Origin of the sequence: Oryzibacter oryziterrae, assembly GCF_021864535.1 — a bacterium.
GTDB classification, from domain to species: Bacteria; Pseudomonadota; Alphaproteobacteria; order Rhizobiales; family Pleomorphomonadaceae; genus Pleomorphomonas; species Pleomorphomonas oryziterrae.
In genome coordinates this window covers 26071-41147 of the sequence record NZ_JAKJIC010000022.1, presented here as the reverse complement: position 1 = coordinate 41147, position 15077 = coordinate 26071, and the positions used below count along the sequence as shown (strand labels likewise).

At 63.0% G+C, this 15077-nt stretch carries 12 protein-coding genes; 4 read left to right on the top strand and 8 right to left on the bottom strand.

Annotated elements, in window-relative coordinates; translation table 11 throughout:
- Window positions 1–86 precede the first annotated feature (86 nt).
- Window positions 87–752: a ribonuclease HII gene (gene rnhB, locus L2I41_RS18525; protein WP_237155067.1), complete on the bottom strand. Its 666-nt coding sequence runs from the start codon at window positions 750–752 to the stop codon at window positions 87–89.
- A gap of 143 nt (window positions 753–895) precedes the next feature.
- On the opposite strand from rnhB, the gene aroC reads away from it, so the two are divergent.
- The 3 genes from aroC to L2I41_RS18510 all read left to right on the top strand — a co-directional run bounded on the left by aroC (window position 896) and on the right by L2I41_RS18510 (window position 4557).
- Entirely contained in the window at window positions 896–2038 is a 1143-nt protein-coding gene (aroC, locus tag L2I41_RS18520; RefSeq protein ID WP_237155066.1) for a chorismate synthase, read from the top strand.
- Window positions 2039–2272: 234 nt separating this feature from the next.
- The gene (locus tag L2I41_RS18515; protein WP_237155065.1) at window positions 2273–3643 is read left to right on the top strand and encodes a tail fiber domain-containing protein; all 1371 of its coding nucleotides are present in this window, start codon (window positions 2273–2275) and stop codon (window positions 3641–3643) included.
- A 407-nt stretch (window positions 3644–4050) separates the two neighbouring features.
- A complete protein-coding gene (locus tag L2I41_RS18510; RefSeq protein WP_237155064.1) occupies window positions 4051–4557 on the top strand; it encodes a hypothetical protein in 507 nt (168 codons plus the stop codon).
- Between the two features lie 64 nt (window positions 4558–4621).
- Here L2I41_RS18510 and L2I41_RS18505 read toward each other — a convergent pair whose 3' ends face one another.
- Both L2I41_RS18505 and L2I41_RS18500 read right to left on the bottom strand, forming a co-directional pair.
- Entirely contained in the window at window positions 4622–5338 is a 717-nt protein-coding gene (locus L2I41_RS18505) for a carbonic anhydrase (protein WP_237155063.1), read from the bottom strand.
- Between the two features lie 171 nt (window positions 5339–5509).
- Window positions 5510–5968, bottom strand: a complete 459-nt coding sequence (locus L2I41_RS18500; protein ID WP_237155062.1) for an Lrp/AsnC family transcriptional regulator — start codon at window positions 5966–5968, stop codon at window positions 5510–5512.
- A 170-nt stretch (window positions 5969–6138) separates the two neighbouring features.
- Between L2I41_RS18500 and ald the strand changes: the two genes are divergently transcribed.
- Window positions 6139–7254, top strand: coding sequence for an alanine dehydrogenase (gene ald, locus L2I41_RS18495; protein ID WP_237155061.1), 1116 nt, complete (start codon window positions 6139–6141; stop codon window positions 7252–7254).
- A gap of 367 nt (window positions 7255–7621) precedes the next feature.
- On the opposite strand, the gene L2I41_RS18490 is transcribed toward ald, so the two are convergent.
- From L2I41_RS18490 to L2I41_RS18470, 5 genes are all read right to left on the bottom strand, one after another.
- A complete protein-coding gene (locus L2I41_RS18490; protein WP_237155060.1) occupies window positions 7622–8416 on the bottom strand; it encodes an HNH endonuclease family protein in 795 nt (264 codons plus the stop codon).
- A complete protein-coding gene (locus L2I41_RS18485) occupies window positions 8416–9936 on the bottom strand; it encodes an AAA family ATPase (RefSeq protein ID WP_237155059.1) in 1521 nt (506 codons plus the stop codon). Before L2I41_RS18485 ends, L2I41_RS18490 begins: the two co-directional genes overlap by 1 nt.
- Window positions 9937–11465: 1529 nt before the next feature.
- Entirely contained in the window at window positions 11466–12716 is a 1251-nt protein-coding gene (locus L2I41_RS18480; protein WP_390634462.1) for a class I SAM-dependent RNA methyltransferase, read from the bottom strand.
- On the bottom strand, window positions 12685–13419 hold the full coding sequence (locus tag L2I41_RS18475; protein ID WP_237155058.1) for a TlyA family RNA methyltransferase: 735 nt from the start codon (window positions 13417–13419) through the stop codon (window positions 12685–12687). Before L2I41_RS18475 ends, L2I41_RS18480 begins: the two co-directional genes overlap by 32 nt.
- Before the next feature lie 48 nt (window positions 13420–13467).
- Complete coding sequence (locus tag L2I41_RS18470) at window positions 13468–14748, bottom strand: MFS transporter (RefSeq protein ID WP_237155057.1); 1281 nt, start codon at window positions 14746–14748, stop codon at window positions 13468–13470.
- Between the last annotated feature and the right edge of the window lie 329 nt (window positions 14749–15077).

Here is a 15077-nt window from a genome sequence, read left to right as displayed (position 1 = left end):
TGCTCTCCACGCCTGTCCCGCAGCGATGCTGCCGTTCCGTCCCGATCTTGGCAAGAGGCCTTGGCGACATTGCGGGCAGGGACTGTTTACGGGCTGTCTACGCCGTCCAGCAGCGCGCGGATCGGTTTGAAGCTCTTGCGATGCAGCGGGCAGGGGCCGAGTGCCTGGAGCGCCCGCGCATGCGCCGGTGTGCCATAGCCCACATGCCCCTCGAAGCCATAGCCCGGATAGATTGCCGCCATCTCCGCCATCATCCGGTCGCGCGTCACCTTGGCCACGATGGAGGCGGCGGCAATGGCCGCCACCTTGCCGTCGCCCTTGACGATGGCGCTGCCACGGATGCCGAGTGCCGCCAGCGTCGGCGGCACGTCGCGCCCGTCCACCAGCACGCCCACCGGGCGCTCCGCAAGCGCCTGCACGGCGCGCGTCATCGCCCAGAGGTTGGCGGCCAGAATGTTCATGGCGTCGATGCGGGGCGCCGAGGCACTGGCGACGGCGACGATATGGTCGCGGCAGATGGCCTCGAACAGCGCTTCGCGCGCCGCCGGCTTCAGCTTCTTGGAATCGTTGAGCCCTTCCGGCAGCGGTGCGTCGGTCAGGATCACCGCCGCCGTCACCACCGGACCCGCCCAGGGGCCGCGCCCCACCTCGTCGACACCGGCCACCGGACCCTTCCAGCGCCGGGCAAAATCCGCCTCGATGCGGCGGTCGCAAGCGGCGGGGAGATCGGCGAACAGGTCGGGAGAGGTCATGGCAGGCCGGCGGCTCGTGAGGGATCGGATGGGCCGTTGATAGCAGCTTGCCCGCCGTCGCTCACATCAAATCGACAGGGCATTTGACGCTTGCGCTCCTGCGCCCTATGAAAGCCCCGGAAATCTGGATATCGGGCCCCGTCATGTCGCATAACTCCTTCGGCCATCTCTTCCGCATCACCACCTGGGGTGAAAGCCACGGTCCCGCCCTCGGCTGTGTGGTCGACGGCTGTCCGCCCGGCCTGCGTCTGACGCCCGAGTTCGTCCAGGCCTTTCTCGACAAGCGCAAGCCCGGCCAGTCCCGTTTCGTCACGCAGCGCCAGGAAGAAGATCGGGTCGAGATCCTCTCCGGCGTCTTCGAGGATGAGCGCACCGGCTGCCCGCTCACCACCGGCACCTCCATTTCCCTGATGATCCGCAACACCGACCAGCGGTCCAAGGACTATGGCGACATCCGCGACAGCTACCGTCCCGGCCATGCCGACCTCGCCTATGATCTGAAATACGGCATCCGCGATTACCGTGGCGGCGGTCGGTCGTCGGCCCGCGAAACCGCCGCCCGCGTCGCTGGCGGTGCCGTGGCGCGGCTGGTGCTTGGCAACGCCATCAAGGTGCGCGGCGCCCTCGTGCAGATCGGCACGGAAAAGATCGATCGCGCCAACTGGGATTGGTCCGAGGTCGACAACAACCCCTTCTTCTGCCCCGATCCCGTCGCTGTGCCCCGCTTCGAGGCCTATCTCGACCGTATCCGCAAGGCCGGCTCCTCGGTCGGCGCCATCATCGAAGTTGTCGCCGAAGGCGTGCCCGCCGGCTGGGGCGCGCCCATCTACGGCAAGCTCGATCAGGACCTCGCCTCTGCCCTCATGTCGATCAACGCCGTCAAGGGCGTCGAGATCGGCGAGGGCATGGCCTCGGCCATGCTGACCGGCGAGGAAAACGCCGACGAGATGCGTCTCGGCAACGACGGCTCGATCCTGTTCGGCTCCAACCATGCGGGCGGCATCCTCGGCGGCATCTCCTCCGGCCAGCCGCTGGTCGCCCGCTTCGCCGTCAAGCCCACCTCGTCCATCCTCACCGAGCGTCGCTCGGTCTCCTCGACGGGCGCCGAAGTGGACATCCGCACCAAGGGCCGCCACGACCCGTGCGTCGGCCTGCGCGCCGTGCCGGTGGGCGAAGCCATGATGGCCATCGTCCTCGCCGACCACAAGCTCCGCCACCGCGCCCAGACCGGCCGCGACGGCGCCATGCCCTTTCCGCTGCCGCCGCACAGCGAGCGGTTTGAGTAGGTTAAGCCATCTCCACGGGTAAAGAGCCGTCGGCGTCGCGACGTCACGTCCTGCCCCCCCAAGGGGCGCGCGGACTCATGGCCCATTCGGGTGACGACGGAGGTCGAGGATAAGATAGGCTTGTAGCGAGGCGCCGATTTTGCCGATTATACTGACCGCCGGTTCGGGTTGTGGCGTGCATCGAAAGCCACGCGGATGCCGCGCGCATGATTTGACACACGAGGGAAAAGCGATATGCAAACGGGGATCGATGTTGCAAGCCATCGCCGATCAATGATCGCCCGAAGCCTGTTACTGGTCGTCCTGGCTTGTGTCTGGCCCGAGGCGGTGTGGTCACAATCGTGGAATCCCACGGCGTCCGACGCCAACAACAATGTCGCCGCTGGTAAGAATGCGCTGGCCGGACACGATTTCTCTGGCTTCGGCAATACGGCGATCGGCAGCTTCTCGCTCTATAACAACGCGGCCAACTACAACACGGCGGTCGGCATCTGGTCGCTCAATGCAAACACGCAAGGCGTCTACAACACCGCAATCGGTATGTCCGCGCTCTATGCGAATTCAAAGGGAAACTACAACACCGCCTCCGGTAGTTCGGCCTTGAACAGCAACACGACCGGCAGCTACAACACGGCCACGGGCGGTTCGGCGCTTTTCTTCAATACCAGCGGCCGGCACAATACCGCTGACGGCGCCTGGTCGCTGCAAAGAAACACGGTCGGCAACTACAATACGGCAACCGGCAGCCGTGCGCTCTATAACAGTGTCGACGGCAACTCCAACTCGGCCTATGGCAGTCTGGCTCTTTTCAGCAACATATCCGGCGACAACAACACGGCACTCGGCGATCAGGCTCTCTACAGCAGCTTTTCGGGCAACTTCAACACCGCCAGCGGTCAGTCCGCTCTGTTTTCCAACACCACCGGCAGCAACGGAACCGCTGTCGGCGCTTATGCCCTCCGGTCGAACACGGTCGGCAGCAACAACGTGGCCATCGGCGCCAAGGCGCTCTCGATACTGACCGGTAAGAGTTCCGGCAATATCGCGATCGGCGTGTCTGCCGGATTGCTCACCAAGACCGGCAGCAGCAACATTTACATCGGGAACCCCGGCGCCAGCGAGAGCAATGTCACCCGCATCGGCAAATCACAGACCAAGGTCTTCATATCCGGCATCAAGGGTGTCCCCCTGTCCGGCGCCTCCGTCGTCGTCAACTCCGCCGGACAGCTCGGCGTCGTCGCCTCCTCGGCGCGCTACAAGACCGATATCATCACGCTTGGCGATCTTGCCGATAAACTTGCTCAACTGCGCCCGGTCTCCTACCGCTACAAGGCCGAGCCCACCGCCACCCACTATGGCCTCATCGCCGAGGAGGTCGAAAAGGTGATGCCCGAACTCGTGGTTCGCGACGAAGAGAACCGTCCGGAGTCTGTTCAATATCAGGAACTCATTCCCGTGCTATTGCAGCAGTGGCAGCTCCAGCAGGTCGAGCTCGACCGCCAGCGTGTCGAGATCAGGCAGCAGCAGGCCGAGATCGACCAACTCACGCGCGCCCTCTCACGCGCTTCTGTCTCCCTCGAACATGTCCATGCGATTGATCAGTAGGGCCAAGCGGCCTTCCGTTGGTTCCTGGAGCACCCGCCGATCATGTTGAAACGACATGATCGAAAAGCGGCTGCTCAAGTTCTTCAAAATGGTGCGACATTGACATCTGAGTCCCCGAAGACATCGGTCTCGCGCACGAATGTCAAAGTTTAAAGCTTCACTGAAATGCCTCACACCTCTGATGCACATGAGAAACTCGAAATACCCCTACCGGGTTGACGCGTCTGCATCTTGGCGAACCGTATTGGTCTGCGGATAGTTTGTTCATTTCGAGGTTTTCCGGAAAATATGAGGAAAATATTCATTTTGTTCCCGCATGCTTCCAAGAAGATCTGCCTGCGGTCGCGCGGCACTTTCGCGTTGGGGTCATCATGACAGCTCATGTGGCAAAGCTTGCGTTAGGCGCGATGTTGGCGACGACGGCTTGCAGCAGCGATATTGAAGCCGCAACGCTGTCCCAGCGTGTTCAAAGCCTTGAGAGCAAGACGGACTTCTACAAGAAGACCAATCTCTCGCGCATTCGCGTCTATCGGCCCCGCCGCGCCAGCTGCACCGATTATGCGGCCGTCATCCTGCCGCTCGACCTCAAGAACCCGGCCGAGATCAAGGTCTGGATGACCTATAATGTGGAATATGCTGTCGGTGCCAGCAAGCTCAACTGGGTGCTGTCCACCAGCACTGGTGACGGCAAGAACACTTTCGGCGGCACCGGCTGCCAGAATTATCGCTACAATGTCACGGGTTCGGGCAAGATGAAGGTCAAGGCCTATTGTTCCTTCTCCATCAGTGCCGGCGACGAAGTCTTCGCCTTCCTCGATTTCACCGACGCGAACAGCGGCCTCTGCATGGACAATTACATCACGTCCTTCCAGGCCAATGCCACCATCACCGCCATCGAGATGATCGAGCCCTGACGCGGTCTCCCCTTGCAGCGGACCGGCCGGTGCGCCAACGCGCCCGGCCGGTCCTGTCTTGGCGTCAGCTCAGGAACTGCACGGCGCCGCTGTCGAGATCGTAATAGGCCGGCACCACCTTCACCTTGCCCTCTTCCACCAGCTTGGCGATGATCGGGCTCTCCTCGACCACGCGCTTGGCGCCGTGGATGGCATTCTCATGCACGGTGACGTCGACCAGATCGCCGCCTTCATGCTGCGCGGCGATGGCGATCGGCAGGATCGGCTGGATCATCTTGGCGATGGAGCCTTCGAGCTCGGTGCCCTTGGTCACCACTTCGCAGGCGGCAGCCACGGCGCCGCAGCGCTTGTGTCCCATCACCACGATCAGCGGGGCATGCAGATGCTCTGCGCCATACTCGAGCGTTCCCAGCACGTCCGTGTCGAGCACGTTGCCGGCGTTGCGGGCAACGAACAGTTCGCCGAGGGTCACGCCGCCGAAGATCAGTTCGGGCGTCACGCGGCTGTCCGAGCAGGTCAGCACGATGGCCCAGGGCGACTGCCCCTTGGCCAGATCCTGACGACGCTTGGCAAGGTTGGTGGCGCAGGCGTCGGCATCGGCCACGAACTTGGCGTTGCCGTCCTGAAGCCGCTTCAGGGCCTCATCGGGAGAGATCGCGCTCTCGGCCGCAAAGGCCGGCAGTGCGGTGGTGGCAGCGGCCGTCGCCGCAACGACGCCAAGCCCGGCGAAGCGGAAAAACGAGCGGCGATTGAAACCTTCTGATTCACAAGCGAAACACATGAACTGTCCTCCTCGCACCGCGGTGCGCCAATCTCGAAACAATGTTGACTTTCGAGCCACCCCAGCGACTCACAACTGTTTTTTAGATCAGATTTTCGCGACTGTTTGAAGGATAGTGAAAATTACTTGCATCTTTGCATGGCGTGAAATGCCGCGGACTTTTTGCCGGCTTCAGATCGGCAGCTTGGTCGAACGCTTCACCGTTCTGAGCGTCAGCTGGCTCTGGATGCGCACCACGCCCGGCAGCGGCGTCAGGATGTCCGTGTGGATGCGCTCGAGATCGGCCGCGTCGCGATAGACCACGCGCAGCAGATAGTCGTGCTGGCCGGCCAGCAGATAGCATTCGGTGATCTCCGGCACCGCCCGCACCGCTGCCTCGAAGGTGTCGAGCGCCTTGCGCCCCTGGCTGTCCAGCGTCACTGACACATAGGCCGTGCCGGGAATGCCGGCGACGCGCGGATCGAGGATCGCCACCGTGCGGCGGATGAGGCCGCTTTCTTCGAGCAGTTTCGTCCGTCTGAGACACGCCGACGGCGACAGATGCACCCGCTCCGACAGCTCCGCATTGGTCAGCTTGGCGTCATCCTGCAATGTGATCAAGATGGCACGATCCACAGCATCGATCTTCATCTGTCGAATATCCTGCGACAAAAATAGGATTGGCTCGCATTTTATATCGAGTTTTGCTGCTTGTCTGCCCCAACTCAGCAGGAAATTGCGTGGGGAGAGGCGCATGCTTCAGGGGTATTGCTGATCGGGGAAGATACTCCGGCGGCTCCCCTTACCAGAGGACTGAAATCATGCTCGTTGGCGTTCCCAAGGAAATCAAGGATCACGAAGACCGCGTCGGCCTCGTTCCCTCGTCGGTGCGCGAGCTGGTCGCCGCCGGCCACAAGGTGATGGTCGAGACCAATGCCGGCCGCGGCATTGCCGTTGACGACGCCGCCTATGCCGCCGCTGGCGCCGTGATCGTTGACAGCGCCGACGAAGTCTTCGCCAAGGCCGACATGGTCGTGAAGGTCAAGGAGCCGCAGGCCGTCGAGCGCAAGAAGCTGCGCGAAGGCCAGATCCTCTTCACCTACCTGCACCTGGCTCCGGATCCGGAGCAGACCCGCGACCTCCTCGCCTCCGGCGCCACCTGCGTCGCCTACGAGACCGTGACGGCCGCCAACGGCATGCTGCCGCTGCTCGCCCCCATGTCGGAAGTTGCCGGCCGCATGGCCCCGCAGGTCGGCGCTGCCGCCCTTGAGAATGCCAATGGCGGCATGGGCATCCTGCTCGGCGGCGTGCCGGGCGTGCTGCCGGCCAAGGTCGTCATCCTCGGCGCCGGCGTTGCCGGCACCAATGCCACGCTGGTGGCCCAGGGCATGGGCGCCGACGTCACCGTCGTCGACCGCAGCCTCGACGCGCTGCGCCGCATCGTCGCCAGCTTCGGCAGCCGCGTGAAGACCGCCCATTCCAACGCCGAAACCATCGCCCAGCTGGTCACCGACGCCGACCTCGTCATCTCCACCGTGCTGGTGCCGGGCGCTGCCGCTCCCAAGCTGATCTCGCGCAAGCTGATCTCGGAAATGAAGAAGGGCTCGGCCTTCGTCGACGTCGCCATCGACCAGGGCGGCGCCTCGGAAACCTCCAAGGCCACCACCCATTCGAACCCGACCTACATCATCGACGGCGTCGTCCACTATTGCGTCGCCAACATGCCGGGCGGCGTCGCCCGCACCTCCACCTTCGCCCTCAACAACGCCACGCTGCCCTTCACCCTGGCGCTGGCCAACAAGGGCTGGAAGGCCGCGCTGAAGGACGACATCCACCTCGCCAACGGCCTCAACGTCCACGCCGGCAAGCTCACCTACAAGGCCGTCGCCGACGCTCTGGGCCTGGCCTACACCTCGACCGCAAGCGTGCTCGGCTGAGGGCAGGGGACGGGGTTAGAGGATTGAGAATTGGACACCGGAGCGGGAGACTGCTCCGGTGTTTTGTGTCGGGGGGGGAGGGGGGTAGATTCAAGCGAGGCGTTAGCCAAGTTGCTGCATAGGGGCCGCTGGTTGAATGTCTGCTTACAAGGCAGATCGAATGAAAACGGACACCAGCACTCGTGGTCGTTAGCTTTCGGTTCCGTACAGACACCCGAACATTTGTACAGCCAGCCGCGAGGTAGCCAAGCGCATTCGCGATATGCGCGCGGATCAGCGTCCGCGAATTCGCGATGCCGCCTGATCATTAATCGCCAGCGTAGCTCCTTTGATCTCGACCGGGTTCCTGTAGCCTCGTCGTGCTGGACTAGTCGAATACTTCGAGGGCGTTGGCGATGTTAGGATGGGGCTGGTCGATGATATCTATCTGGCGTCGCATCTCCATTCTAACGGTTTGGTGAGGCGTACGCCGCAGTTCGAATAGTCGCTGGTCGAGTAGCGACTGCGCCTCGCCGTTCAGCTTGCAATCGACGTAGCGGTGGATGCGGTCGCGAAACCCGGTGTAGGCGTTTCTGCGTGCTTCCACCAAGCACTCCCGGTTCAATCGAAGAGTGTCGATTGTGAACTCGGCGCGGTCATGCTCCAAAGTGCCAGGATCAAATATAGGCACTACCATGAATGTCTTTTCCAGGATGTCGAGCCAAAGAAGTTCGAGCGGTGCTTCAGCGAGAGGGTCGATGAAGCGTGCGTCGAAGCTCGGAGGAACGACGAAGCCGAGAGTCTTCCTTTGAGCGGGCAGGTCGACCCAGTTGCCCTCATGCCTGACGCTGAACCTGTCGTTCTTGGCGGGATTGCAGATGCCGCACACGAACAGATAGTTCGAATGATCGAAGGTGCGACCGGGGAAAAAGCTTTTCGGCCAGACGTGCTCAACCTCATCAGCACAGGAGTCTTCACAATAGCCGCATCTCACCAAATCTCCGGCGGCGGCCTGCAACGCCGCTCTAACCCTTGTGAACAGCGCGCGGGGTTTGTCGCCGAATAGCTGTTTCGCTAACTCTACCCGCGCTTCGAAATCGACCACGCCATCGATCTCTCCCTGCCGCGCTGCAAGGGTCAGTTTGTCGGGGTCGGAGAGTTCGCAGACAGCAATGGTGAGCATCAGTCGATCTTCGAGGCAACGGTAGGGCGAGCGGCTTGCAAGCTTTTAAGTGTTTCGTCCTGATCGGGAGAGAGGCGCCCCTGCGCCTTCAACATGGACAGCCGTGCTATCTGCTGCTCCGCTTCCTTGGACGATTGAGGCACGTCTACATCCTTCCCGAAGTAATCCGTTCCATACGCTTCAAGGATGTTGCCTTTCACCAAGCGATCAAACTCCTGCCCTTGCACCCGGACTGCGCTGTCGTTTGAGCCTGGTGTCGGCAGCCGCCAGATCGAGCCGCGTTTAGCGGCGCGGCAGATAAGCGGGCTGTGGGTAGTGATGATAAACTGGACTCGAGGGAAGTGATCCACGAACCAGTCGCCAATGCGCGTCTGCCATGTCGGGTGCAGGTGGGCATCAATCTCATCGATGGCGACAACTCCTGGAACGTCCACAGTTCCTGGATTGACGGTGAGCGCCTTGAGCATGATGTCGTCACCGAATGAAAGGAACATCTGGCGCAATAGCTCAAATGTGAGGCTCAGAACCGAACGGTAACCGTCACTCATTTGATCGACGACGACAGTGGCCCCGGCCGCATCCCTCAATGTCACAGCCTTTGTCGTAATGTCGGCGATGTGGCTGCCGTGGGGTAGGAGCCTCGCGGAATTCACGAAGTTTTTCACGGCTTCGAGTATCTGGCCGCTCTTGCTCGAAGGGCTTTCAAGGGAGCTGACCTTGAGCTGCTGGAGCCAGTACAAGGCTTCGGTGAACGCGACGTCTTCGCCGAATGCCGAAAGGTGGGCGGCGATCCGGCGATATTCGGGCGAAACGAAGAGGCGGTCCCAGTCACGGTCGCCGCCGCTGAAGCGTCGGAATGGGCCAAAGGATGAACTGAACCAGCCGTTGCCATTGGCCCAGATCGTCCGCTCAGCCGTCTTCGAGTTCTGGCTGTTGAACGAAATCGCCACTTCTGCGGTCGCTCCTGACGCGGGATCCCTCTGTGCACGCTCGATCGTCGCGCGCATGGTGAAGGAGCCCGGTTGGCGGCCTTTCAACACGTACTGATCAAATGAGTCGTCGCGATTGATAATGACTGCTATTTCAGCCGTGTTGCATCCTTGGGATAGCCAGTCCTCCCAAATCTGGCGGGAGGCGCTTACTTTCGATCCGCCCGCGAAAATAATGGCTAAGGATTTGATGAGGCTTGATTTGCCGGAGCCGTTATCACCCAGGAACACATGCCACCCGGCGCACTCCGTAGCTTTGACCTCGAACTTGAAGTCCGAAATCGCCCGGATATTCTTTATAGACAGTGATGATACGTACATCGCGGTTCCGGTTATAAAAATTCCGGAAGGCGAGCCTTGACGAACCGGCTTTCCGCTTCCGATCTCCGTAAACACCATTGTGGCGCGGTGCCGCGGGATTTTCAAGCCGTGCCAAGTCGGTCGATCGTGACCTAGGGTTGAATGTCTAGTTTTTTTGAAAATGAGGACTTTCTCTGCAACCAGTCTGTATTGAGTGCCGGAAAGAAACATAAGTGCTGGCGCTTCGGCCTCAGCCGAAATTAGAAATCCGAACCTACGGGATACTGCTTAATTTTCACGCCGTCGCCACAAGAAATGCTTAGCAATCCAAGCTGATATTCGCGTCGAAGTTTATGCTGCGCTATGCATCTTGGCTATTGGCGCATGTTTCGCCGGGTCGGCGATTCCCAACAACTTGGCAACTGGTGGCGCTAACGTTCGTTTTTTTGGATCAAGGGCAAACGGCTGGTAACGTGGGTAATTGGCTGCCGGCGGCGATGACTGCTGGTAGCAGTGCTTTAATACGGCGATTTAGACCGACACGAGGTCGCAATGCAGCCATTCATGTGCAGCTGCGTCTAGTTGACTCCGCGCTGTGTCCATCTCCCCAAAAAACTTATCCCCCTCCCACCTTCCCGCCCCATACTCCCCTCATCCGCGGCCGGCGGGGAGGTGTCAGGATCCAGCACCGAGCATCTGGCCGGGGACCGGTCCCGCGCCTGCCGACTGGCGGCAGTCCCGGGCGAGCCTGACCTCGGTACCACTGCCCCGCACTACGACGGGGTGCCCTGAAGCAGGAGGGCGATAGGGGTGTCGGGTGGGTCCAGAGCGACGGAGGCGGCACTGATGGCGATGAGTCACGCAGCCCGTCCTTGCGTAACCGGGACCGCCCGGCTCCGGCCGATGGGCCACCGTCTTTCCCCGGGCGCCCCCAGGGCGTTGCGGCAGACGGCGGTTCGGGAGGTGCCTCGCATGAGGCGCTGACCAAAGCCGGGACAGCCCTGAAGACGTACCGTTTAAAATCGGGGGCGCGAGCTTCCGGACAGGCTTCGTACACACCGGACGGGAGCGCGGGCGACCGCTATCCTACCTTACCAATTCGCGGCCCCGCCGCGCTCCCGTCCCCGCACTTTGTGGGGAGATTGATGCAAGCAAAGCTCCGGAGGTCGAGGCCTCGCGGAGGTGACGGTGTTTGTGGGCGCAGAATTCCGGTGACTGCTTGCTCAATTCACGCGCCGTGCGTGGCGGTATTTCTCAGGTCTTTCAATGAATTGGGCTAGCTGTCACCAGGGAATTCGTCCTCGCCTGGACTCCCACCCCGAATTGCCTGGTGACAGCTGTCCGAATTCACCCTGACCGCGCGTGCGAGCCTCCCAAGCACCAGAGGTGAATTCGAAAAGCAGTCACCGCAATTCTTCGCGGCCGTCAGCAGTGATACCCCTCTCTCCCACTCGGCCGGCCTCGCAGTCACTTGCCTGCTCGGCGTTCGGCAAGCCTCACCCCCACAAGGGGGGAGAGAACTCCGATTGGTTCGGACGAGAACCGATGTGGGGGCGGCTAACGTGCGAGTACGTCGCCTCTCCTGAACAGGGAGGAGGTCAGGAGGCGGTAAAAGGTTCTGTTTGTTTAGCTCAACGCGCTCTCTCCCCCTTGCCGGGCTGAGGCTTGCCGAACGCCGAGCAGGCAAGTGACGGCGAGGCCGGCCGAGTTGGAGAGAGGACTGAACCGTCCGGTCAGGCGCTGCCATTTGAACCCCACCCTCACCGCCGCAGCACCGCCACCGCCTCCACGTGGTTCGACCACAGGAACTGGTCCACCGGCGTCACGCTCTCGATTGCATAGCCGCCGTCCACGAGGATGCGCAGGTCGCGGGCCAGCGTGGCCGGGTTGCAGCTCACCGCCACCACGGTCGGCACTTTCGATTTGGCCAGCCACTCGCTCTGTTCACGGGCGCCGGCGCGCGGCGGGTCGAACACCACGGCGTCGATCTTTTCCAGCTCCTTCTCCACCATCGGGCGGCGGGAGAGGTCGCGGCGTTCGGCGGTGATGCGATGGCGGCCGGTCATGCCGCGCGCCGCCTTGTCGAGTGCGGCAACGGCCGGGGCGTCGCCCTCCACCGCCAGCACATCGGCCGTGCGGGCGAGGCGCAACGCGAAGGTGCCGACGCCGGAAAAGAGATCGGCGACGCGCTTGGCCTTGCCGACGGCCGCCACCACCAGGCCGGCCATGGCCTCCTCGGCGGCGCGGCTTGCCTGCAGGAAGCCGCCCGGCGGCAGCACGACGGCGACGCCGTCCATGCTCACCGTCGGCGGCCGGCGCTCGACGATCACCTCGCCCATCACCGACAGGCGGGCGAGGTCATGGCTGGCGGCCAGCTCGATCAGGCCGAAGCGCAGCCGCTCGATGTCGCGGGCGGCGACGCCGCGCACCGACAGGTCGAAGCCGGTGTCGGTGGCGGTGACGGTGAGATCGATGGCGCCCTTGCGCGGCTGGAAGCGACCGGTCAGCTGCAACAGTGCCGGTTCCGCATCGATGAGGTTCGGCAGCAGCACCGGGCAGGCTTCGATGGTCACCAGGCGATGGCTGCCGCGCTCGTTGAAGCCCACCAGCGGCCGGCTGCCCGCCATCAGCCCGGCGAAGGTGGCCCGGCGCCGGCTTCCCGCCGGCACCAGCACCGCCGGCGCCACCTCGGGCGTCAGGCCGCGATCGGCCAGGGCGTCGATCACCAGCTGCCGCTTGAAGGCGGCATAGGGCGCCGGTGCCAGATGCTGCAGCACGCAGCCGCCGCAGATGCCGTAATGGCCGCAGGCCGGCGCGATCCGGTCGGGCGAGGGCGAGAGAACCGTCTCGAGCGTCAGGTGTTCGCCACTGCCGGAGACCGTCACGGTTTCGCCCGGCAGCGCGAAGGGCACGAACACCGGCTTGCCGTCATGGAGGGCCATGCCGTCGCCGAGATGGCCGAGGCGGTCGATCTGAAGTTCAGTCACGGCGTGCTCCCAGCAGATATTCATGATTGCCGTCGCCCCCGAGGATCGGCGAGGCGATGAGGTCGAGAACGCGCCAGCCCTCGCGGCCGTCGAGCCAGGCGCGGATGCGCTCGGCGGCGGCGCGGCCGGTGGCTTCGTCGACGAGGCCGCCCTTGCCGATGGCTTCCTTGCCGGCTTCGAATTGCGGTTTCACCAGAAACAGGCCGATCGCCGGACGGCGGGCGAGCACCAGAGCCGGCGGCAGCGCCAGCGTCAGCGAGATGAACGACACGTCGGAGACGATCACATCCGGCAGATAGGGCAGATCGTCGGCCCCGAGCTCGCGGGCATTCAGCCCCTCGATGTTGGTCACGCGGGTGTCGCCGGCGATCTTCGGATGCATCTGCCCATGGCCGACATCGATGCCGGTCACCCGGGCCGCCCCGCGTTCGAGCAGCACCTGGCAGAAGCCACCGGTGGAGGCGCCGATGTCGAGGCAGTCGCGGCCGGTCACGTCGAAGCCGAAATGGTCGAGCCCGGCCACCAGCTTCAGCGCAGCCCGCGACACATAGGCGGCGGCCGGATCGGTGACCACCAGGCTCGCCCCGTCGTCCACCATCTCGCCGGACTTATGCGCCACCCGCCCGTCGATGCTAACATGACCGCGGAGGACGGCATCGCGAGCCCGCGCCCGGCTGTCGCAGAGCGCGCGCGTTACCAGCAATTGATCGAGACGAGACTTGGCCATGGCGGCCTTTTCCGGGAGTTCGGCGCGTTTGGCAAGCGGAAAGCAGCGTTACTCGGCGGCGTCGGCGGATTCGGCTTCCGCTACCGGTCGGCGCAGGCGCGGATCGTCCTTGGCGGACGTCTTCGGCGTGATCGGGCCACCCATCGGTGCCGTCGAATAGACGTCGAAGCCGCTCTTGTCGTCCGGCAGCGTCGCCGAGCGCGTCTTCAGCCGGTAGACGATGAAGGCGATCAGCAGCAGCTGCACGATCACCATGTGCAGGAACAGGGCGCCGGGGCCGAAGCGGTCCATCATCGCCGAGGCCACCAGCGGCCCGATCACCGAGCCGACGCCGTTGGCCAGCAACACGCCGGTCGCCATTTCGACGAGCGCGCTCTTGTCGGCCCGGTCATAGGCATGCGCCGCCGCCACCGAATAGCCGGTGAGCCCGACGCAGCCGTAGATGAAGCCGACCCAGAGCAGGGCCTTGTAGCCGAGAGGAGCAAAAGCCAGCACCAACGCCACGGCCGTGGCGACGGTCATCACCGCCGCCAGCACCACGCGCCGGTCGAAACGATCGGACAACTTGCCCACCGGCCATTGCGTCAGCGCGCCACCGACCACGATGGCGCTCATGAAGATGGCGGCGCCGTTGGCGTCGAGCCCCTGGCCGGTGGCGAACACCGTGCCGAGAGACCACAGGCCGGAGTTGGCAACGCCGATGGCAAAGGAGCCCATCAGTCCCACCGGCGCCACGCGGAACAGGCGGATCGGTCGGAACTGCACGATGGCTACCGGCGCCGGCTGGGCAGAGGTCGTCAGCGCCACCGGAATGATGCCGAAGGACAGCAGCATGGACGAAGCCGCGAACAGGTTGAAGCTCGTCACCGGCGCCAGCGTCACCATCATCTGCCCGATGGTCTGCGTCGCGTAGTTGACGATGATATAGGCGCTCATGATCAGGCCGCGCGTGGTGTTGGTGGCGCGATCGTTCAGCCAGCTTTCGACGATGATGTACATACCCGCGAGGCAGAAGCCGATCACCGTACGCGCCGCCGTCCAGACATAGGGGTCGATGATCATCGGGTGGATCAGCGTCACCGAGGACGCCAGCGCCACCAGCGTCGCATAGGCGCGGATATGCCCGGCGCGCAGGATGAGGCGCGGGCTGGCCAGGCATCCGAGAACGAAGCCGAGATAGTAGGACGACCCGATCAGACCGAGCATCAGCGCGGAAAAGCCTTCCGCCTGCCCCCGCAAGGGCACCAGCGTGCCCTGCAGTCCGCTGCCGCACAGAAGGAAGGAGAGGCCGAGCAGCAGCGAGGCGATCGGCGTGAATGTCTTGATCAAGGGCGTGGTCCGGAAATCGGTGCGGTCTGGGAAAGGCGACTGGTGACGACGTCGCGCGTCTTTGGGACCGTATTATGACAGGGCGGCTTGAAAAAACAGTTGCGCCATTCCCCGACAGTCAAGCCCGGCTTCATGCAGAGGTCGGTGGAACCCTGTCCATCGACATACGTGAAAACATTTACCCTTTTGTTGATTTCTACGGTTAGTTGGTGTTCTATGAGTATAGGGGCGGTGTTTCATTGTTCGGTGTGGGGTAAGTCCAGTCTCCTGACCGGGGTCTGGATGATGTTGCATGATTTTTGTTTATTTTTGACACTGGAAGTTGTGAC